The following is a 21,468-nucleotide window of genomic DNA, read 5'->3' on the forward strand; positions in this document are numbered from 1 at the left end:
TTATTCCTCCTTCAGTACTATTGCTGGACTTATTTCACTTGCTTTAAAGTAAAGAGGAATAGTTGATAAAAGTGATATAGTGTAAGAAACTATAAAGGATGCTATAAGATTTTTTATAGAGATCTGTAAATATATTTCTAATGATCCCATATTATTTATAATTCTATACATTATAGCTTGAAAACCTATTGAGATTACTAACGCAACAATAGATAAAGCCAAAATCTCGTTAAATATCAAATTTCTTATGTCCTTGTTGGTTGCTCCAACTGTCTTTCTCAATGCTATTTCTTTGGTTCTTTCAGATATCCATAAAACAGTAAAATTCATAACATTAATTATAGCAATCACTATAATTATAAAGGTAATCACATTTAATACTCCATTTGAAAAATTATATTGTTCCGACGTTAGATCGATTACCCCTCCGTTTATATTTGATAATCTTTGAAAATCTTGTTCTAATGAATATTTGTTTATATTATCTGATATCATCAAAAAGGTCATATCCATTATATTTTGATTTCCCTGTAGCTTTAAGAAGGTTTTTAGAGGGATAATTATTGAAGTGCCATTAAACGGTAGTTCATTTATTCCAACAACTCTAAACTCAGTACTGTCTAAAGATATATACTCATTTCCATCTCTTTTATATATATAATTTTTTAGTTTCATCCCAACTATTGCAACTTGATCAGTAGAATCAGCTTGTGCAGAACTAAACTTTTTATTACCAAGTACATTTTTATCAGTGTAATCTTTCGTATAATAAATGCCTTTTAAGCTATACTCTCTATCTTTAATTGACTTCCTTAAGCTAACTTCAGTATATGATTTATCTTTAATATCTAACAGATAATCACTTAATAAACTTAACTCACTTGAACTAGGTATAATGATTTTCGATATCTTTTCTGAATCAACATTCTGAATAGAATTCTGATTCTTTAGGGCTTGTATATAACTTATATTAAAAGATAAAACGGTTATACCTATAAAAATGCCGAATATCAGAAATGCAGTTGCTAATTTTTTTCTCTTAAATGTTTTAAATATACTATGCACTTATTTACCTCCAGTATGATATGGTAAATAAAACGTTACTATAAATTTTAACCTAAGTCAATTTATGTATAATTATAAATATTTTTCTAATACGTCACTACATATGTATAACTTAAACTTTAGTAATAGAATGTCTATATCAACAAGGATGCCAGAAGGGCAGCTATCAACTAGCTGCCCTTTTGAATCAAATATATCCTTTATAATTATCATCATCATTAAGTGTATTTAAAAGATGCTTAATCTCCTGGTCCTTATCTTTATCCATGACCAAGATAACATCACCTGCGTCTACTATGACTAAGTCTTTTATTCCAAAGCCTATTATTAGATTTTTGTTACCGAATATAGAACAATTTTCGCATTCTTCTAAGAATACATTCTTTGAAATACTATTGTTCCTATGGGTACTTAAAAATCTACTTAATGCACTAAAACTCCCTATATCATCCCATAAAAAGTCACTCTTCAAAACATAGGCCTTTCTTGTTTTTTGCATTACTCCAAAATCTATGGAGATACCATCTATCAAGCAATATTGTTCTGTTATTGTACTTTCTTCACTTTCTGTTCCAAGACTTTTATATATCTCCATCAAACTTTTATACATCTTAGGAAGATATTTTTCTATTTCTCTCAAAATTACGTCTGCTCTAAAAACAAACATACCACTGTTCCAAAGATAGGTGCCCTTTAGCAAGAAGTCTTTTGCTACCTCTACATTAGGTTTCTCAGTAAATCTGGCAACCTTAAAAGTAGCTATATTTCCGCCAACTCTTTCGCCCATTTCAATATAACCATATCCAGTTTCCGGCCTAGTTGGCTCAATCCCTAAAGTTACTATACCCCTTCTTCTATCCGCTATTTCCACAGCCTGTTCTAAAGTGTCTAAGAAGTTTTTTTCACCTTCAATATGATGATCTGAAGGTAATACCATCATCACAGCATCCTTATCATCTTTAAGAAGTTTTGCAGCTGCAAGACCTATACAGGTAGCAGTCTCCTTATTACTAGGTTCTGTGAATATATTGTCAGCACAAATGTCTGATAGCTCTTCTTTTATTTGATCTTCATAATCTTTATTGGTAATAACATAGATATTGTCGGTCGGTACCAATGGGCGAACTCTGTCAACAGTATTAACTAAAAAGCTTTTGTTATTTACCACCTTCAAAAACTGTTTAGGTCTGTCTGATCTAGATAGTGGATAAAGTCTTGTTCCCTTGCCTCCTGCTAAAATCAGTGCGTAAAGCATTTAGCCTTCAACTCCAAGTATTGTTATACACTATACTATGTTTATGCCTAAAGTAGTGTGAAATATCTTTTCAAATTAATGGAAATATGTATTATAGTTAATGCTTTATGCCTGGACAAAATAGAGTCACTTATACTAGCAATGCAATAGTGCAATAAATTTATAAAATTTTCTCTACATAAACATTTATAAATATAACTTTTAAAATTTATAACTTTTTAAAAAGTTATGCCCAAAATGCGGGTTTACAGTTATTTACGTATTTCAAAATGAGCATGCTATTCCATTTTTATATATAATAATAAAAATGGCTCCCGTTGGATACAGGAACCACTTTTATTAAACTTTTCATTATCTCCAAATCACATTTTTCTTTGTCATTTCAATAACTAATATATGAGACTTTTCTGTTGCCTTTATCTTTACATCTTCTTCAACAATCTCAGCTGCATCTCTTTGATTAAGTTCTGTATCATTCACTGTACTTGCGCCCTCTATCTGTACCATATAGGCCTGCCTTCTATTGCCTACAGCAAAATCTATTTCGTTGCCTTCTTCTAGCTCAAGTGCATAGAAGTTTATGTCTTGATTAACCTTTATAGGTGCATCTCCTTCTTTCGATGAAACAAAATGAAACCATTTATTTTTTCTTTCGTCCCAATCAAACTTAAAATCTCCATATTGAGGAGTATGATTCTTCTTATCAGGTAGAACCCATATTTGAAGGAATCTTGCAGTTACGTCACCTCTATTGTGCTCACTATGATAAACTCCAGTACCAGCACTCATATATTGAACCTGACCTCTACCTATAACACCTTTACTACCCATTGAGTCTTCGTGAGTAAGCTCACCCTCTATTCCATAGGATATAATCTCCATATCCTTATGTGGGTGCATATCAAAGCCTGTATGAGGCTGAATCAAATCATCATTTATTACTCTTAAATCTCCAAAACTAATGTTTTCTACATTAAAATAATCTGCAAAGGAAAAGTGAAATAAACTTTCAAGCCACCCGTTCTTACTCTGTCCCATATCGCTACTTTTTATTTTTCTTATCATAATTTTCACCTCTATATAAAATATACTTAATTACTTTTAATAACTTTGTTACTTACATCATACATTATCATTTTATCATTGTCAATAATAATTCTCATTGAATATTGGTTACTATAAATATCACATTTCACGACCTCATTAAAACATTTACTATAGATAAACTAGTTCCAAATAGAATCTATCTTTTATAAACCTATTACCATTAATAGTTAACATAAGTATCACTTAGTTTTATTAAATGGAACCACACACACTCTACTTATTTATCCATCTTTAGCTTAACCACTAATAAAAATTAAATTATAAATTATTTTATAAGTACTATAAAACATATTATAAGGTAACCAATTTGGTTACAAACTTTTTCTTTTAAAAATGCTACTTAAATAGTATAATTATTACGAATATCAAAGGTCCGTTTTTAGGAGGAGTTTATGGATAAACTAATGGAGTTAGTACAAAAAGCTAAAGAAACTCATTGTCTTACAAAGGATGAGTTAGTTGAACTTTTAAAAAATGACGAAATAAATGACGCAATATATAAAGCAGCTGATGAAGTTCGAGAAGAATATCGTGGAAATGAAGTTCTTTTAAGAGGACTTATAGAATTCACAAACATATGCAAGAGAAACTGTATGTATTGTGGACTTAGACGAGATAATAAAAACATTGAAAGATATAGATTATCTGAAGAAGAAATCTTAGATTTTGCTACTAAAGCAGTAGGTTATGGTTATAAGAACTTAGTTCTTCAAGGTGGAGAAGATGACTACTTTACTATAGATAGAATGTCTAGCATAATCAGAAAGATAAAAGCACTAGGTGTTACTCTTACTATAAGCATAGGTGAAAAAACTTATGAAGAGTATAAAGCACTTAGAGAAGCTGGTGCTGATAGATATCTACTTAGAATAGAAACTACTGATGAGGATCTATATCATGAACTTGATCCTGGTATGAGTCATGCTGAAAGAAAGAGATGTCTTAAAGATTTAAAGAGTTTAGGATATGAGGTTGGATGTGGTTCATTAGTTGGACTTCCTAACCAAACAATTGAATCTATAGCAGATGATCTTCTATTCTTTAAAGAGATAGATGCTAATATGATCGGTATCGGTCCGTTTATACCTAATGGAGATACTCCACTAGCAGATTGTTCTGGCGGTGACTTCCACATGTCTATTAAGGTTATGGCATTAACCAGACTTCTTATGCCAGGAATAAGAATTACTGCAACTACTGCTATGGAAACTCTCAATAAAAATGGTAGAGTTATAGCACTTGAAAGTGGCGCAAATGTTGTAATGCCTAATGTTACTGAAGGCGACTATAGAAGGCTTTATGCTTTATATCCAGGAAAGATATGTATAAATGATACCCCTGCTCATTGTAGAAGTTGTATTTCTGGAAAGATCAAATCTCTTGGTAGAACAGTATCTGATATATCAAATGATGGATCAATTCTCACTATCGAAAAAAACTAACATGAGTTCTTAATTTAGAACACAAAGTTTGTATATAACTTACAAAAACCAGCTTGAAATTAGATCAAGCTGGTTTCTTATTTAGGACTATATTTAGCAATATTATTGAAATTAAGTGGTTATGCAGGAGATGCTATATGAGCAAGCTATTAGAATTAAATGATTTATAATTTAAACTTCTCTATTACTTCTCTTAAGCTTTCAGCTTGTCCATTTAAATCTAGAGCCAATTCATTAATTTTCTTGTTATCCAAAGCTTCATCTTCTATTACAGCAGTTACTTCTTCTGTAGCTGCTGTATTCTGCTGTGAAATAGCCGCAATATTTCCTATAGCTATATTCAAACTATTTTTGCCTTCATCAATATTCTTAATAGATGACATTGATTGTTCTATTGCAGCTGATACTTCTCCAAAAGTTCTTTCCAAGTTACTAAAGGATTCAATAGTAGATTTAACCTGTGCTTGCTCTTTTACAAAGGCTTCTTTAGCACTATCAGCTATTATCATAGAATTATTAATAGCTGAATTTACATCTCCAATTATATCCTTTATCTCTAGAGAGGCCTTTTGGGATTGTTCTGCTAATTTTCTTATCTCATTTGCTACAACTGAAAATCCTTTTCCAGCTTCTCCTGCTCTAGCTGCTTCAATAGATGCATTTAATGATAATAGATTTGTTTGATTAGTTATGCTATTTATTTCATTCAGTATCTTTAAGATTAACTGAGTGCTGTTTGTTAGCTTATTTATTGTACTAGCAACTTCAGTCATAGCATGAGAATTTTCTTTTGAAGTCTCATGTAGCTCATTTATATCTCTGGTATTATTTTTTATAGCACTTATTGCATTTTCTTTCGCATCATTTAAGGTTACTAATACTTCAGTTGTATACTTAAGCTGATCATCTAAGTCAGTATTTATAGATGCACAATTCATAGTATCCTCTGCCTGCTTAGAAGAACCTACTGATATCTCTTGTATATTTCTAACAACATCCTCTGACTTTTCATTTATACTATTAGATACCTCTAAAAGGTTAGCTGAAATAGATGCTGTTTCATCTGCCAATATTGCAGTATTGGTTAATGCACCCTTTAGCCTTGCAACCATATTATTAAAGTTAATGGATAACTCATTTAATTCTTTTATCTTGTACTTCTTATCAGATATAACTGTAAAATCACAATTAGAAACCTTGGTAACTAAAGCTATAAAATTCTTTATTGGTACAGTAATTTGCATCGATATTGGAATAGATGCTAATGCAGCTAAGAACAAACATATTACTAGAATTATTAATGAATATTTACCTACATGTAGTGCAGTATTGTATAACTCACTTGTAGGTATCAAAGCTATGTATTTCCATCCAGTTTCTGATAATGTAGAATATGCTATGTAATAAGATTGTCCATCAATTTTTTCCGTAAGTTCCCCTTCTTGCTTGTCCTTTATAGAAGAATAAAAAGCTTCTTTATATTTATCTCCCAGGCTTACTTGAGTATTTCCTCCAATTAATTCTCCTTTTTCATCTACTATTATTACCTTACCATTGTCCCCTATATTAATATCTTCCATGGCTTTTTTAAATATAGTATCTGGTACATTTATTTGAAGCACCCCAAGCTGTTTGCTTGAAACACTATTATTTATTGACTTAATATAGCTTAGCTTCTTTTCTCCATCTTGATCAGTAACTGCCCAGAAGCCTTTGCCAGGTTCATCTATAGCTTTTTTATACCATTCTGTTTTCTTCGCTTCTTCTCCTACTTTTTGTGAAGAAGCTTCAAACACCTCATTTTTAGTATTAATTGACAATCCGTCATTATCTTTATATAAATATATACTATCTAACACTCCACTATTATTAAGACCTATAATTTTTTGAAGATTCTGCTTAGCATCCGATGCTTTACTCAGAACCTGATCCCTTTCACTACTTGAGAAACTCATGGCATCAGTAATATTAGCATTGGATAATATCTGAAAGGATATTTGATCTGAAAAATCACTTATAATTCTTACATAATGTTTGTTTTGATTTAGAATATGTTCTGTAGATGCCTTAAACTCTTTAGTCATACTACTTGACATAACTACAAAATTGAACGAAGTCGTAATTATCATAACAACTAATACTAGAGTTACAAAGGCGATAACTAATCTTCCAAGTAAGCTTTTTATGCTAAAGATATCCTTAATAAAAACGTTATCATTCTGCTTATTGCTAAGTCTAGTTGAAAGTGAGCCGATTAAACTTTTAGATTTAGTTGATGATTCTAAACCCTTCTTTTTTTCCTTATTCTTAAGCCTCTTTTTAACCATATATTCTCCTCCTCTTTATTAGGGCAATCGTTTGCACAACTGCATGCAATTAAGACATCTATATTTATATCTAATCACTTATTGACAAAAAAGTCAACTTACATCCATTAGTAAGCCGACCTTTTTCCTAAATATTTTTAAATAGGTTAATATTCTCACTATATACTTTAATACTTTCCTTTATAGTAAAACTTATCTTATCCAAGTGAGTTCATTGCTTTTTGACTATTTTTCATTCTATATGCAGCTATAAGCAAGAAAGTCACTGAGAATAACATAAGAACTGCAAAGTTTATTCTTATATCACTTAGACTATTGCCATTTTGAAGTTTTTGTATACCGTCAATGACCCATCTTTGAGGAGTAAAAAATGATACTTTCTGAACTGTATCAGGCAGTAGTTTTGCTGGGACAAAGCATCCAGAAAACATTGCAGTAGCCGTTACTATCAAACTTGTAAAGGTATTAAAACTCTGTGATTCATTAAACAATGCTATACATAACATACCAAAAGCAACAGTTACGATTGATATCATAATTAAGAGTAAGAACATTGGTGCTATATCAATACCAGTTTCTATATTAAATACATATTTTAGTGAAACTAATATAATTACTACTTGAAGTGCTAAGAAGATTACATTAGACAATATATTTGCAAAAGTATATTTTATAGAGGATACTGGAGCTACAAATATTCTTGAATAAGTATTCTCCTTTTTCTCCTTTATTGTTAGTCCTGATATCATTATAGATCTTAACATCATATAATATATCATAAACCCAATACTTGCCTCTGTTACAGCCAATCCATCACCCTTGTCCTTAAGAGGAGTCTTTTCAATCTTAACTGATCCATTTTTGTACTCTTCTAACATCTTATAGAATCTATCCTTATCTCCAGAAGAGGCTTTTCCTAAATCAGAAATATTTTTAGTCTGAAAATCTAATACTCCTTTTAAGCTATCAGTAAAGCTATTTACCTTGGATGAATAAATTTCTGCTCCAGTAGTATTTCCGGACATAATATCATTTTCAAACCCCTTAGGTACTGATATAGCTAAAATTATGTCATTCTGAGTTAGTTTTTCTTTTATATCTTTCTCATCCTTTATTGTTACTATATCCACCTGTGTCATATTTTTCACATTCTCTATTACTTGACTTGATACTTTGGAATTATCGTTATCAATGATACCTACTCTTAATACACCTTGAGATACAGTATATAACTTCATAAATACCAATATTACAAGCACTGGCACTAAAAGCTGCATCAAGGCTTTTGGAGAATCGAAAATTAATTTTAAGTTTTTCTTTACTAACACTAAAATTTCATTCATTTTAAGCTTCCTCTCTTCTCATAATAAATGGTAGTGCCATAAACAGGGCTGATAATCCTACGCATATTAATAATGTAGTATTAAACTTAGAAAAATCATTATTAAACGCTATATTAATAATAGTTCTATTTACCCATCTAACTGGTGACAACTTTGTTGCTATAGCTAAAGCACCGGTAACATTTTCACTTATATAAACATATCCTCCACCAAGAAATGTTAAAGCCGGAATTATAACTACGTTTAAAAGCATCTGACCAGTCTTTTCGTCTTTAACTATAAATCCAAGACATACACCTAAGGATGATGAAAATAAATTCAAAGCTAGCATTATTACCAGGATACTTAAAAGATGATTTCCCCAGTAAACTTTCAGAACGAAGGTAGCAAATAGAAATGCAGGTATAAGTGTTACAATGGTTATAATAAAGGTTGCTATCATCTTAGTAAATACATATTCCCCCCTAGAAACACCAGATACAATAGTCCTTCCCTCTATCTTCATATTTCTTCCCTCAACTACCATGAAGTATCCAAACATTCCACCATATAATATCATCATTGTTATTTCAACTACTCCATAGTAATCAAATGATCCAGTTTGTCTACCTATTGATACAGTATTCACTTTTGTATATCCCTTGGAAAAATCATCATCTACTAATTTTATATTTTGTGGAGCAAGTTTAACTATAGCTCCATATACGCCGTATCTTTCCACTATGCCTTGCAAACCACCCATAACAATATTTACTGATATATTATCTTTTTCATTTTTATAAACTTGTATTTTATCACTTTGAAGTTCTACTAATATATTATCAGCGTTCTTCCTTACTATATCCTTAGCTTCATCTATATTACTAATTTCTTTAAAGGTTACTTTATCGTTTTTTTGTTCTTCTTTAAATCTATTAAATATATCTTTAGTATCTTTCGAACTATTATCTACGTAAACTATATTAATTTTATTTAAATCAACTGTGCTTTCAAAAGCATTGGCTAATGCACTTCCAAGTATCACCATAAAAACTATCGGAAATACTAACATTGACACTATACCAGTTCTTTCTTTGATTGAATACAATATAGAATACCCTACATGCTTTAAAATCCTCATGATGCTTCCCCCTAATCCCTAAGCTTTCTACCTGTAAGACTTAAAAATACAGTTTCTAAATTTATCTTTTTATACTCTATATTTCTTATTTGCATATCTTTGCTGCTAAAATAACCAATTATCTTATCTAAATTATTTATTTCTCTTACTGAACTTATAGTTATCTTTTCATCATTTATCTCAAAGCCTTTGACTCCTGGTATCTCTTTTAATTCTTTTTCAACTAATTTTTCTATACCTTCAACTTGAATTTCAAGACTCTGAGTATCCGATACTATAGATATTAGTGCTTCCTTAGTTCCTTCTGCAATTACCTTACCATGGTCTATAATAACTATTCTAGAGCACAATTCTTCAACCTCTTCCATGTAGTGTGAGGTATATATAACAGTACATCCTTGTCTATTTAGCTCTTTAACAGACCTTAGTATATGGTTTCTTGACTGAGGATCTATCCCTACTGTAGGTTCATCCATTATTATAAGCTTTGGCTTATGAGCTATTGCACAAGCTATATTAAGTCTCCTTGCCATTCCCCCCGAAAACTTCTTTGCTTGAGTCTTTCTATGTTCTAAGAGCCCTGTAAATTCTAGCGCCTCTTCTACTGCAGCCTTTAGTTCTTTTCCTTTTAATCCATACAGTCCTGCAAAAAATCTTACATTTTCCTCTGCACTTAATGAGCTGTAAATAGCAAGACTTTGAGGCACCAGCCCTATTTGACTTTTTATTAGTCTTTCATTGGCTTTAAAGTCTTTTCCAAACAAGAATATTTCACCTCTAGTTGGTTTGAGAAGTCCTGTAATTATATTAATCGTTGTACTTTTTCCTGCTCCATTTGGTCCGAGTAACCCAAATATCTCCCCTTCTTTAACCTCAAATGAAAGGTTATCCACTGCTACATAATCACCAAATCTTTTAGTTAGGTTTTTAATACTTAATAAATTCATTATAAATTCTCCTCTCAACATAACATTTTATTTAAGATCGCTTCACGATTTATTTACTAGCTTCTATACTTATATTATAGAAAAACCTTCTCTACTTCATCAGTAGAGAAGGTCATATCTTCACATGACTTTCGTCATATATATTATCTTTATCTCACATTACTTACATCATAAATAGCTTTTTTGGTTATACCTAAAATCAAAGCATTGGATGTAGTGACATCTTTATCTAAAACCGTTTCTTTCGTATAATCTACGTTATGTTTAAAAATATTATTAAAATTAAGTGGTTATGCAGGAGATGCTCTATGAGCGAGCTATTAGAATTAAATGATTTTTTCAGATGGAATGGCGTTAATAAACTGTACTGTTCGAACGTAGTGAGTTTACAGTTTTAGCCATGAAATATGAGAAAATCATATTAATTCTTTGCGTAAGCTCATTAAAGCATTGGATGCATAACCACTTAATTTCATTATAGTTCTTTAAAATTAAACCCTACCTTTTATATAATATATAGCGATTTGAGTTCTATGATTTAAGCCTGTCTTATTTAAAATGTTAGTTATATAATTCTTCACTGTTCCCTCAGATATAAATAGCTTGGCTGATATTTCTTTATTAGACATACCTTCTGATATAGCCCTTATTATCTCAAGCTCCCTTTCAGTAAATAGAGACGTATCTATTTTCTCTTCATCATAGGACATATTTTCTTTAAATTTATTAAATACACTTTCCTCCATTACGCTATTTCCGCTTGCAACTAGTTTTATTGTATTTATAATCTTATCCGGAGGATTATTTTTCAATATATATCCACTAGCACCATTACTTAAAGCCTCTTTTATATATTCATCTTCATCAAAAGTAGTAAGTATAATAACCTTTGACTTAGTTTTTCTTATTATCTCCCTGGTAGCATCTACACCGTTCATTAAAGGCATTCTTATATCAAGTAAAACTATATCTATTATGTTCTTTATACAACTGTCTAAAGCTTTTAGCCCATTTTCTGCTACATCTATAACATCTATCTCTTCATCCATCGACAAGATTATCCTTAGACTTTCCCTAATTAATGCATCATCATCACATATCAGCAGTCTTATACTCATTCTCTCTCTCCTTTAATATCGGTAATAATAAAGTTACCGCAAACCCGTCACTTCCATCAAATAGTGCATTACCACCAGCATCTATACATCTTTGCTCAATTCCTGAAAGTCCTAGTCCTTTTTTTACATTAAATATTCCAAGCCCATTATCCTTAACAAAAACTCTTATAACTTTATTAAATACATCTATAGATATTTCAACATTACTCGCATTTGAATACTTCATAGTATTAGTCAAGCTTTCTTTAATACTCTCTATAATTAGACTCCAGTGACTATACTTAATCTTATTAAGATCTCCTGTGTATATCAAACTATATTTTAATTCTGTTCCTTTTGTGCATTCTTCTAGCACCATCTTTACTCTATTTATTCCTAGCTGCTCCGTTGGAGGTTTTATCTTTCTTAAGGTAATCCTTATATCATCCATTCCATTTCTTAGAACTCTAATAGAATTGTCAATCATTGATTCAGCCTTATCTTTATCACTTTTCATTATAAATTTAGCTGCCTCGAGCTGCATTAGACTTGCTGCAATTGTATGTCCTATCTTATCATGCATCTTTTGAGATAATGAATTGCGTTCTTCTAACTGAGCTGTATATAAAACCTGTTTCTCATAACTTTTTAAATCCTCTATCTCTTTAGTGTAAGTGTTATTCTTTTGTCTAAGAATATCATTTTCTTCTAGTAAATTATCAATCCTTGCAAAATGTTTTGTAAAAATTGAATCTAACATTATAAGTAGAAAAATTATAAATATATACATGGGTTGAACATTTATACCCATAATAATAAGCATTACTAAAGACGCCACTAAAAATATTATTTCACTTTGATTAATTGACTTTATAATATCATATATTGAACACGGCAATAAAACTATAAATAAGTTATCTACATATATACTTGAATATGCTATTACTATAATAGATACCACGGACATAATTATACTATTCTTATGTTTTATAAAAACGAAATATAATACGCTAGTTATAATATAAATTAATAATAATATGACTATATTTGCAAAGAATACCTTCTCTTCAATATAATCATATATACAATATATAATTATTAACCCCCTAATTAATAATAAATAATCACTTCTATTTTTCAAAATATTCTTCTCCTTAAAAATAGGATTAATTTATCTAATAAGCTTGTCCAGTTGTTAAACTATTTATTATAGTAATCATAAAAAGTTATGATTACTATAAATATAATCCAATCTCTTACACTATAAATATTTATAGGGATCCGATTTCTATCATTAAACTGTACATGCTATCTTTTTTAGACTTCCGATATGTACATCTTAAATTTCTGTAATGGATCCCTATATATGAGATTTCCTTTGTAAAAGTCAGAGTGTTTATCTTATTTTTCAATAAGACAATTGTATTAGCATACACAATTTTCCTTAATACCTATTATATGATTTATATATATTAGCTTCAATAATTATTTAAACTTATAGATCAATCCATCTTGAACTGATGAAAATGGAATATGGAATTCCTTAATTCCTGAAACATATGGCGCTATGTCGTATAGTTGAAATACTATAACTATTCCATCATTATCAATATAGAAATCTTGTTTGTTCTTAATTCCTTTAAATCCATTTTCATCCTGAAAATACTCACTTGGATTTTTGGCAATTTGTTGCCTAATAATATCATTTATTTTAGTTTGGTAATCATATCCTTCCTTAAACAATTCAAATAAGCTTAATCTTTTTCCTTTATTAAAATCATAATTATATGTATTTCTTGTAGTTAAACCATGAGCCCCTCCGGTGTATTGATAATAGTCAACTACTAAACTCACAAAGTTTTTAGTGTTATACGGTATTTTGTATACTGTATCTAATGAATAAGGCCTAAAATCTATACCTTTACTTTTTGATTCAGCTTCATCTTGCTTAGCTAGTTCAATTAAGTCTTTTTGCCAATCAGCTATATCTCCCTCAACTATACCATTAAACTCTTTCACGTTATTATTGCTTTCAGCAATAATTGGTATCTTTATATCTATAGTTCCATATGACTTAGTTTCGTTTATTTTCTTTTCAGTAAACTTATACCCTTCATCTACTAAAGTCATTCCACACATAATAAAACTTAAAAAAATAACTCCAATTAATTTAGATATTTTTCTTATGTTTATCATACTCTTATCCCTCCTTATACTTTTAATAATATTTTATCCACAACTTCAATAACTATAAGCAGTTATAAACATAAAACTCACAAAACTTTAACAACTTATCCACATGTAAATGTGGATAATGTGAATAATTTTCCATTATATGTAATATACATTCTGAATAATTTTATTCCCATTAAATATAATAACTAATGATGGTTTTAATTGGACTAAAAGTAAAAAAAGCCTACATAGACTTAAACTTACTATATAAAACTTCATGATAAAGGAGAGTTTTTATGAATAAAAAAGATTCACTACTATCCATAGTATGTATAATTATTACGGCATTGATTATCTTAGTTGTACTAATTGGGCAGTCATTAAGAATTGAAAGTAGATTAGTTACTCTACCACAATTAAAAATTATTGAAGCAAATAAAAATAGTCCCATAAAATCTGTGATATCTAATGATATCTATTCAATAGAAAAATGTACTTTCAATACTGAAACTACTCTCATTAAACTTAATAATTCTACCCTTACAACTGCTGACATTGGTATACCTATTTTATGCTATCATGATGTGAATCCCACTAAAGGGAATGATCTTTTGCTTAATCCTGATAAATTTAGACAACAGATGAAATACTTAAAAGACAATGATTATTCTACACTTACATTAGATGAACTTCACGGGTACTTAAGAGAAAACATACCTATACCATCAAAATCAATAGTATTAACCTTTGATGACGGCTATATAGGTAACTATACTTATGCATTTCCTATACTCAAAGAATTTGGATTTACTGCAACTATCTTTATGATAAGTGAGTGTGTAGATAAAGATTCATACTTAACTTCTAATCAAGTTAAAGAGCTTTCAGAATATGGTATTGATATAGAAAGTCATACTACAGATCATTCTGATCTTACTAAGCTTAGTTTATCAGAACAAATAGATATACTTGAAAAATCTAAACATTCACTTGAGAACCGCTTAAACAAACCAGTTGACTATATAGCTTACCCATATGGTAAACTAAATAATAATTCAAAAAAAGCTGCAGCTGCTGCTGGATATAAGATGGCCTTCAATCTCGAAGGAGACTATACTGATAAGAAGGATAACTTATATAACCTCGATAGATTTTACATAGGTAATAGTTTATCTATGAGTAATTTTATAAAAATAGTTACCTTGAAACGAAATTAAGTGGTTATGTATCTCTACCATAACCACTTAATTTCAACAATATTCTTAAAAACAACCTAAAATTTATATTTTAAGATTTAAATATATTGATTGTATATTTCTCATTTGTAGAAATGATGCTTATCATGTTATAATATGGGTGTTAAATGATTATTAAATATTACACGTAAAAAGGATGGATTATATGAAGAAGAAAGATACCTTTTTATCTATTTTATGCATACTTCTTGCCATAGCTATTGTTTTTGTTATATTTGTAGGTCAGTCAGCAAGGAAAAATAATAGTTCGGCCACTTTAGAGACAAAAGTTACTACCAAGGAAATTACTGAAGTACCAGCAACTGCAGATAAGGTTGTTGACAATACTAAGTCCACTTCAACAGATGTTCCTAATAAAGATAGATTTTCAGGATTGAAGCTTACAAATGATGACAATGGGCTACCTATATTGTGCTATCATGATGTAAGTTCAACTAAAGGATCAGATCTAGTTTTAGATCCTGATAAATTCAAAGAACAAATGAAATACCTAAAGGATAACGGCTATTTTCCAATAACTATGGACGAGCTTTATGGCTACATTAGAGAAAATAGGGGTATCCCCGAGAAATCAATAGTTATTACCTTCGATGATGGTTATTTAGGTACATATACGTATGCTTTCCCTATACTAAAAGAACTTGGTTTTAAGGCTACTATATTTATGATAAGTGATTCCGTAAATAATCCATCCTATTTAAATGTTGAACAACTTAAAGAGCTTTCAAACTATGGTATAGATATAGAAAGCCATTTTGGCGAGATTTCTAATATATCCAAGCTAAATTTAAATAAACAAATTGATATATTAAAGAATTCCAAACAAACTCTAGAAGGATTGTTAAGCAAAACTATAAGTTATGTAGCTTTCCCATCTTCTAACTTAAGTGAAGATTCTAAAAAGGCGGCTGAACAAGCTGGATATAAAATGTCTTTTAATATTCAAAGTGCTACATTAGCTTTAGCAGATAAAAAAGATAACATATATAATTTAGATAGGTTATACATAGGAAATAAACATTCACTAAATGATTTTATTAAAATATTAAATACTAAGAAAAAATAACTAAAAGTAAATGGACATTTAAACTATTAACATACGCGAGTAGTTTAAATGTCCACTTTTTATCCTTTAGGAAGTCATTAAAGTGTAGACGCTTCCTCAGTTTTTACTGAATCAGAAATCAACTTATTTATGCCGTCCATCTCTTTACGACTTAATTCTCTCCATTGTCCAATCTTCAAGCCTCCAAGATTAATATTCATTATTCTTATTCTTTCTAACTTTACAACCTTATAACCAAAATACTCACACATTCTTCTGATTTGCCTATTTAAGCCTTGAGTAAGAACTATTCTAAATACACTTTTTCCTTCTCTTTTTACAACGCACTTCTTTGTTATGACTCCTAAAATCGGAACTCCTTTTGCCATATTACTTATAAATTCATCTGTAATAGGTTTGTTTACAGTTACAATATACTCTTTTTCATGATTATTACCAGCTCTTAAAATCTTATTGACTATATCCCCATCATTAGTTAGTAAAATGAGTCCTTGTGAATCCTTATCTAATCTTCCAATAGGAAATATCCTCTTTTTATGATTCACAAAATCCACTATATTTCCTTTAATCTTCTTTTCAGTAGTACAGGTTATACCCACAGGCTTATTTAAGACTATATAAACAGCTTCATTTTGTTTTGAGATTGGTTTTCCATCTATTAGAACTTTCTGATTTAAACCTACTTTAGTACCTGTAGTAGCCACTTTGCCATCTATACTTACTCTTCCTTGTTCTATCAACTTATCTGCTTCTCTTCTAGAACATATACCTGTCTCACTTATGTATTTATTTATCCTTAATTCTTCTTTCTTATCATTATGGATAACTACACTTTTCTTCTTGATGTTGCTCTTCATCTATGAAATTCCTTTCAGTAATATTATTCATGCCACCGCTCTAGCAGTTAGTAATCTATCTTTTTCTCATTTCCCATATTATTTATGGTTATTTTAATTTTTTTATTATCTTTTTGTTCATTATTATCTCGTATATATTGCTCTAACTTTTGTAAATCATCATCATCTAATTTATGTCCAGAAACAACTAGTAATATGTCTTTATCTGATAACTTTTTCTGCTCATTAAGGTATTTAAAAAGCTTTGTAACTCCATCATCAACATTATCATGCTGCACCTTTAAGTTATCAAGCATGTTTTGATTATTGGCATTTTGAGAATAGGCTTCATTTATCCTATTAAATCTATTCATTTCAAATACAACCTTAGCATTTAAATTTACAACCAAAGTTGTATAATTTTGATTATACATATAAATAGCTACTGAACTTGCAATAATAATAACACTAGCCAAACAAGCCACTATTTTACTATAATGTTTAAAAGTCTTTTTTTCTTTACCACGCAATTCTTGTCCTATTTTTTTGTTTAAATCACTGTTCTTTATCCTAATAAATTCTCCCATACTAGTTAGGATATCTGAATACTTCTTTTCATTTTTTATAGAAATCCCTGCGTACTCTATATCATTCTGATTTAGTTTTACATCAGTTGACATACCAGATTCATCAACAGTTCTTTCTTGGATATTAATATATTCTCTAATCTTGATATAGTTTGGGTTAGAAAATAATACTATATATGAAATCAAGTAGTCTCTCCAATTTTCAATAATGCTCCTAGAAGCACCTGTGACTCTGGAAAGCTTTGAAATCTGTATGTCTCTTTTAGAAACAATATCTTCAAAAACCGCCTTATTCTCAACTACAAATAAAGCTATATTTAGCAAGTAATTTCTAGTTTCATACTTAGGCGCTCTACTTATAAGACTTTTATTTGTAACACCATATAATCTTAACTCTTTAACAAATAATGAAATTTGTTTACCATAATAAAAATCAATATCCTTGACTACCTTTATCTTCGGTCTTGATGAAAATATATACTTATCTTTACTAAATACATCCATTTTTAATACTTCCTATAAACTTAAAGTAGCACTTATTTCTTTAAGCTTCCTTTCACAATAAGTCTTTGCTTAGCTCCAATAGTGCAGGTAACCAATGTTATTGTCTCATCCTTTGTGGGGCTTAGCACATCTACCTCATCTGGGTTTACAATGAAACTTGTTGTAACTAAGTAGGTAAATTCTTTATCCTTGGTTTTTACTATTATCTCATCATTCTTTTCAAGTTTATTTAAGTCTTTGAAATATTCTGCATAGGTAAAGTTTCTGTGACCAGCTAGACACAAATTCCCTTTTTCTCCTGGTAGCGCAGTGTTTTTAAAATGACCAACTGCATATCTAAGCAAATCATCGTCTGTCCCTTCTCCAACTACAACATTTATATCTATTTTAGGTATTATAAGCAACGCTATTGGTTTAACATTAGATTGTTCATTCTTATTATCACTATTAGAATCTTTCACCGTAGATTTACTCGCATCTACTCCAGGATTAACTTTACCAGCATCATCCATCTTTTCAAAAGAAGCCCTAAGTTCAGCTTGTTTTTTATGGGCAGTATATTTCATAAAAATAGTTGCACCTATCATTGTTATTCCTGATACTATGAGTATAACTGCTACTATATTAATAATTTTCTTTTTCATACACTTCCCCCTACTCATTTTTAAAAATTAATCATATACTATATTATAACATAGACTTGTTCTTAATTTTAATCCTATAAAAAGTCTATGAAATAAAATGACTTTGTTATTAACAGATTTTTTCTTAATATTCATACAATTTTATGTTATAATAATATTATAAAATATGTAGTGAGGTGATACCATGAAAAATAATGTAGTATATGTTGATTTTGCCCAAAAAAAGAAAGTAATTACCTCAGAAGAGTGCAAAACATCATTCTTTAGAAAATTAATCGTAAGATTTAAGAGGATTTTTTCTGGTAAGTCAAACTCAAGAAAATATCTAGATACTGTATATAAAGCTAATACTATTTTATAACGAACCTTCTGTAAACGTTTATAAGGCACTTGTTTATAATATAATTGTTTTTACGGCTTCACATGCTATATAACTTAATATATTTTTATACTTTTCACTATAAACCTAGCTAAAAAATTAAATTTCTGATTAATATTCCTCAAGTGTTACTTATAAAAGTCTGAAAGCTTTATATTACCTTAAGAATATTTTTATGGTAGAATACTACTTAAATATAACTTTGAGGTGATAAACATGAGAATAGGCATGGGATACGATGTTCATAAGCTTGTAGAAGGAAGAGACCTTATAATGGGAGGAGTAAACATTCCATTTCATCTTGGTCTATTAGGCCACTCAGACGCTGATGTACTGCTTCATGCTATTATGGATGCATTACTAGGAGCTGCTTCATTAGGCGATATCGGAACACATTTTCCTGATACTGACGACAAATTTAAAGGAGCGTCTAGTATAAAGTTACTTTCGGAAGTAAACAAATTACTATTAGACCATAAATATAAGATAGTTAATATAGACTCCACTATTATTGCTCAAAAACCTAAACTTGCACCTTTTATCTACGAGATGAGAATAAATATTTCTTCTGCTTTAGGCATTTCTGTAGATCAAATTAATGTAAAGGCAACTACAGAAGAAGGTTTAGGCTTTACAGGTAACGGGCAAGGTATATCTGCACAAGCGATATGTTTAATAGATTAATTTAAATAGTAAATCACCTAGCTAACAGCTTATTTTATAAGACTGCTAGTTAGGTGATTTATCTTTATTCGATATTTATATTTAAATATTCACAGGTATTTATAAGCAAATACTCTGGATCAAAAGGTTTTGTTATGTACAAATTTGCGCCAAGCCCTATGCCTATATTTATTTCTTTTTCTTGTGCTTTTGCCGTTATCATAAATATCTTAATACTTTCAAGCTCTGGGGATTGTTTTATTTTCTCAAGAAACTGATAACCATTCATATTAGGCAAAGTAACATCTAATAAAATTAAATCTGGTTTACTTTCCTGCACCATATGTAGAGCATCCTCTGCGTTATTTGCTTCTCTAATATCAATACCCTCTAATTCTTCAAGCGTCTGTTTTATTAATAATCTTATATTATTATCATCATCTACTATCATTAACTTTTTCATATTATTCACCTTCTGTCTGATTTACAGGTATAGTAAAATAAAAAATACTTCCTTTATTTACTTTACTGTCAAGCCAAATACTCCCTCCGTGCTTTTCAACAATTGCCTTGCATATGACTAGTCCAAGACCTGATCCCTGAGGTTTTTGCGAATCACTTGGAATCTGCTCAAATCGTCTAAAAATCTTTGTATAATATTGCTCTGGTATACCTGCTCCAGTATCCTCAACGCTTATAAGTACTTCATTTTTATTATACATCTGTGCTCTACAAATTATCTTACCTCTTTCAGTAAACTTAATCGCATTAGATAGTAGATTAATTATAACTTGTAAAATTTTATTTTTATCCACATATACAAGAGGAATATTTTCATCAATTTCATCATTTAGTTCTAAATCTTTATTATCCAAAAGAGAATAAGATATAAGTATACCTTTACTTATTATCTCTCTCAAATCTGCCTTTTCTACTTTCCAATCAACTTTATCTGATCTAAGCTTCGAAAAATCCAGCAAATTATTTATAAGTGAAGTCAATCTCTCACTTTCCGATATTATAATTTCTACATTTTCGCTTATCTTATTGATACCTAAAATTGCTTTACCAATTTCACTTTTATCACTCTGTCCATGCTTATTCTCATTTGTTATAAATGGAATTATCATCTTGTTGAGCCTTCTATTTATTATCTTTGCAAATCCTATTATGGATGTAAGCGGTGTTCTTAACTCATGGGATACATCTGATAATAGTTCAAATTGCTCTTCTTCGGTTTTTTTATAAACTATCAATCTATTTATTGTATCTTCATGTTCAGTTATTATATTTTCGAGTTTCTTTATTTCATTACTTTTTAAATTATAAGCTATATACAGTACAGTTGTTACTACTACTAATATACTACAAAATAACATTATACTGTACTTAAAACTCTCTCTAATATTTAGACAATAATAACATATAAAAATTACAATTACCTGCATGATTATTATTAAAGATATTAATTTAAGTCTAGCTATCTTGTTGTTGAACATAAATACCTCCAAAAGTCGTAATAAATATCTAAAATGATTACTTTTAAAATTAATGCTCTAGATTCTTTAACAATAAATCAAAATTTTAAGGAATTATAAGCTTTAAATTTATCATCCCAGCAATGTTAACTTTACTGTCTATCACTATAACGTGAA

The 21,468-nt window shown here is 29.7% G+C and carries 20 protein-coding genes; 5 read left to right on the top strand and 15 right to left on the bottom strand.

What is annotated here, in order from left to right; all coding sequences use genetic code 11:
* The 3 genes from JHL18_RS17520 to JHL18_RS17530 form a co-directional block, all read right to left on the bottom strand.
* A complete protein-coding gene (locus tag JHL18_RS17520; protein WP_200271622.1) occupies positions 1-1,065 on the bottom strand; it encodes an FtsX-like permease family protein in 1,065 nt (354 codons plus the stop codon).
* 187 nt (positions 1,066-1,252) lie between these two features.
* Complete coding sequence (locus JHL18_RS17525) at positions 1,253-2,320, bottom strand: mannose-1-phosphate guanylyltransferase (protein ID WP_200271624.1); 1,068 nt, start codon at positions 2,318-2,320, stop codon at positions 1,253-1,255.
* Positions 2,321-2,671: 351 nt separating this feature from the next.
* Positions 2,672-3,385: a pirin family protein gene (locus JHL18_RS17530; RefSeq protein WP_200271626.1), complete on the bottom strand. Its 714-nt coding sequence runs from the start codon at positions 3,383-3,385 to the stop codon at positions 2,672-2,674.
* Between the two features lie 434 nt (positions 3,386-3,819).
* On the opposite strand from JHL18_RS17530, the gene hydE reads away from it, so the two are divergent.
* Entirely contained in the window at positions 3,820-4,869 is a 1,050-nt protein-coding gene (gene hydE / locus JHL18_RS17535; protein ID WP_200271628.1) for a [FeFe] hydrogenase H-cluster radical SAM maturase HydE, read from the top strand.
* A gap of 164 nt (positions 4,870-5,033) precedes the next feature.
* Here hydE and JHL18_RS17540 read toward each other — a convergent pair whose 3' ends face one another.
* From JHL18_RS17540 to JHL18_RS17570, 7 genes are all read right to left on the bottom strand, one after another.
* Positions 5,034-7,196 (bottom strand): methyl-accepting chemotaxis protein, encoded by a 2,163-nt coding sequence (locus tag JHL18_RS17540; RefSeq protein WP_200271630.1) that lies wholly within the window; start codon positions 7,194-7,196, stop codon positions 5,034-5,036.
* A gap of 197 nt (positions 7,197-7,393) precedes the next feature.
* Complete coding sequence (locus tag JHL18_RS17545; protein WP_200271632.1) at positions 7,394-8,539, bottom strand: ABC transporter permease; 1,146 nt, start codon at positions 8,537-8,539, stop codon at positions 7,394-7,396.
* A gap of 1 nt (position 8,540) precedes the next feature.
* Positions 8,541-9,659, bottom strand: a complete 1,119-nt coding sequence (locus JHL18_RS17550; protein ID WP_200271634.1) for an ABC transporter permease — start codon at positions 9,657-9,659, stop codon at positions 8,541-8,543.
* An 11-nt stretch (positions 9,660-9,670) separates the two neighbouring features.
* Positions 9,671-10,606 carry an ABC transporter ATP-binding protein gene (locus tag JHL18_RS17555; RefSeq protein WP_200271636.1) on the bottom strand — a complete coding sequence of 312 codons (936 nt, stop codon included), beginning with the start codon at positions 10,604-10,606 and terminating at the stop codon, positions 9,671-9,673.
* Between the two features lie 491 nt (positions 10,607-11,097).
* Positions 11,098-11,724 carry a response regulator transcription factor gene (locus JHL18_RS17560; RefSeq protein WP_200271638.1) on the bottom strand — a complete coding sequence of 209 codons (627 nt, stop codon included), beginning with the start codon at positions 11,722-11,724 and terminating at the stop codon, positions 11,098-11,100.
* Complete coding sequence (locus tag JHL18_RS17565) at positions 11,699-12,844, bottom strand: sensor histidine kinase (RefSeq protein ID WP_200271640.1); 1,146 nt, start codon at positions 12,842-12,844, stop codon at positions 11,699-11,701. The genes JHL18_RS17560 and JHL18_RS17565 overlap by 26 nt, the downstream gene beginning before the upstream one ends.
* A 344-nt stretch (positions 12,845-13,188) precedes the next feature.
* Positions 13,189-13,899, bottom strand: coding sequence for a DUF3298 and DUF4163 domain-containing protein (locus JHL18_RS17570; RefSeq protein WP_200271642.1), 711 nt, complete (start codon positions 13,897-13,899; stop codon positions 13,189-13,191).
* A 275-nt stretch (positions 13,900-14,174) separates the two neighbouring features.
* Here JHL18_RS17570 and JHL18_RS17575 point away from each other — a divergent pair, with 275 nt between their 5' ends.
* The gene (locus JHL18_RS17575) at positions 14,175-15,095 is read left to right on the top strand and encodes a polysaccharide deacetylase family protein (protein ID WP_200271644.1); all 921 of its coding nucleotides are present in this window, start codon (positions 14,175-14,177) and stop codon (positions 15,093-15,095) included.
* 184 nt (positions 15,096-15,279) lie between these two features.
* Complete coding sequence (locus JHL18_RS17580) at positions 15,280-16,200, top strand: polysaccharide deacetylase family protein (RefSeq protein ID WP_200271646.1); 921 nt, start codon at positions 15,280-15,282, stop codon at positions 16,198-16,200.
* A gap of 77 nt (positions 16,201-16,277) precedes the next feature.
* Here JHL18_RS17580 and rluF read toward each other — a convergent pair whose 3' ends face one another.
* The 3 genes from rluF to JHL18_RS17595 are packed head-to-tail and all read right to left on the bottom strand — an operon-like array spanning position 16,278 to position 18,771.
* The gene (gene rluF, locus JHL18_RS17585) at positions 16,278-17,057 is read right to left on the bottom strand and encodes a 23S rRNA pseudouridine(2604) synthase RluF (RefSeq protein ID WP_200271649.1); all 780 of its coding nucleotides are present in this window, start codon (positions 17,055-17,057) and stop codon (positions 16,278-16,280) included.
* Between the two features lie 47 nt (positions 17,058-17,104).
* Positions 17,105-18,127 (bottom strand): anti-sigma-I factor RsgI family protein, encoded by a 1,023-nt coding sequence (locus JHL18_RS17590; protein WP_200271651.1) that lies wholly within the window; start codon positions 18,125-18,127, stop codon positions 17,105-17,107.
* Between the two features lie 32 nt (positions 18,128-18,159).
* On the bottom strand, positions 18,160-18,771 hold the full coding sequence (locus JHL18_RS17595) for a class D sortase (protein WP_200271654.1): 612 nt from the start codon (positions 18,769-18,771) through the stop codon (positions 18,160-18,162).
* A 184-nt stretch (positions 18,772-18,955) separates the two neighbouring features.
* Here JHL18_RS17595 and JHL18_RS17600 point away from each other — a divergent pair, with 184 nt between their 5' ends.
* The gene (locus tag JHL18_RS17600) at positions 18,956-19,132 is read left to right on the top strand and encodes a hypothetical protein (RefSeq protein ID WP_200271656.1); all 177 of its coding nucleotides are present in this window, start codon (positions 18,956-18,958) and stop codon (positions 19,130-19,132) included.
* Positions 19,133-19,366: 234 nt separating this feature from the next.
* Positions 19,367-19,834 carry a 2-C-methyl-D-erythritol 2,4-cyclodiphosphate synthase gene (gene ispF, locus JHL18_RS17605; protein ID WP_200271658.1) on the top strand — a complete coding sequence of 156 codons (468 nt, stop codon included), beginning with the start codon at positions 19,367-19,369 and terminating at the stop codon, positions 19,832-19,834.
* Between the two features lie 64 nt (positions 19,835-19,898).
* Here ispF and JHL18_RS17610 read toward each other — a convergent pair whose 3' ends face one another.
* Positions 19,899-20,276 (bottom strand): response regulator, encoded by a 378-nt coding sequence (locus tag JHL18_RS17610; protein WP_200271660.1) that lies wholly within the window; start codon positions 20,274-20,276, stop codon positions 19,899-19,901.
* 1 nt (position 20,277) lies between these two features.
* Positions 20,278-21,312 (bottom strand): sensor histidine kinase, encoded by a 1,035-nt coding sequence (locus JHL18_RS17615; RefSeq protein ID WP_200271662.1) that lies wholly within the window; start codon positions 21,310-21,312, stop codon positions 20,278-20,280.
* Positions 21,313-21,468: the final 156 nt, after the last annotated feature.

It is taken from the genome of Clostridium yunnanense (assembly GCF_016595795.1).
GTDB classification, from domain to species: domain Bacteria; phylum Bacillota; class Clostridia; order Clostridiales; family Clostridiaceae; genus Clostridium_AR; species Clostridium_AR yunnanense.

Bases quoted from the DNA above. Each gene is read 5' to 3' on its own strand.
- JHL18_RS17530 (WP_200271626.1), bottom strand. From the start codon at position 3,385: ATGATAAGAAAAATAAAAAGTAGCGATATGGGACAGAGTAAGAACGGG.
- rluF (WP_200271649.1), bottom strand. From the start codon at position 17,057: ATGAAGAGCAACATCAAGAAGAAAAGTGTAGTTATCCATAATGATAAG.
- JHL18_RS17550 (WP_200271634.1), bottom strand. From the start codon at position 9,659: ATGAGGATTTTAAAGCATGTAGGGTATTCTATATTGTATTCAATCAAA.
- JHL18_RS17540 (WP_200271630.1), bottom strand. From the start codon at position 7,196: ATGGTTAAAAAGAGGCTTAAGAATAAGGAAAAAAAGAAGGGTTTAGAA.
- JHL18_RS17595 (WP_200271654.1), bottom strand. From the start codon at position 18,771: ATGAAAAAGAAAATTATTAATATAGTAGCAGTTATACTCATAGTATCA.
- JHL18_RS17545 (WP_200271632.1), bottom strand. From the start codon at position 8,539: ATGAATGAAATTTTAGTGTTAGTAAAGAAAAACTTAAAATTAATTTTC.
- ispF (WP_200271658.1), top strand. From the start codon at position 19,367: ATGAGAATAGGCATGGGATACGATGTTCATAAGCTTGTAGAAGGAAGA.
- JHL18_RS17615 (WP_200271662.1), bottom strand. From the start codon at position 21,312: ATGTTCAACAACAAGATAGCTAGACTTAAATTAATATCTTTAATAATA.
- JHL18_RS17580 (WP_200271646.1), top strand. From the start codon at position 15,280: ATGAAGAAGAAAGATACCTTTTTATCTATTTTATGCATACTTCTTGCC.
- hydE (WP_200271628.1), top strand. From the start codon at position 3,820: ATGGATAAACTAATGGAGTTAGTACAAAAAGCTAAAGAAACTCATTGT.
- JHL18_RS17575 (WP_200271644.1), top strand. From the start codon at position 14,175: ATGAATAAAAAAGATTCACTACTATCCATAGTATGTATAATTATTACG.
- JHL18_RS17600 (WP_200271656.1), top strand. From the start codon at position 18,956: ATGAAAAATAATGTAGTATATGTTGATTTTGCCCAAAAAAAGAAAGTA.
- JHL18_RS17560 (WP_200271638.1), bottom strand. From the start codon at position 11,724: ATGAGTATAAGACTGCTGATATGTGATGATGATGCATTAATTAGGGAA.
- JHL18_RS17590 (WP_200271651.1), bottom strand. From the start codon at position 18,127: ATGGATGTATTTAGTAAAGATAAGTATATATTTTCATCAAGACCGAAG.
- JHL18_RS17570 (WP_200271642.1), bottom strand. From the start codon at position 13,899: ATGATAAACATAAGAAAAATATCTAAATTAATTGGAGTTATTTTTTTA.
- JHL18_RS17525 (WP_200271624.1), bottom strand. From the start codon at position 2,320: ATGCTTTACGCACTGATTTTAGCAGGAGGCAAGGGAACAAGACTTTAT.
- JHL18_RS17610 (WP_200271660.1), bottom strand. From the start codon at position 20,276: ATGAAAAAGTTAATGATAGTAGATGATGATAATAATATAAGATTATTA.
- JHL18_RS17555 (WP_200271636.1), bottom strand. From the start codon at position 10,606: ATGAATTTATTAAGTATTAAAAACCTAACTAAAAGATTTGGTGATTAT.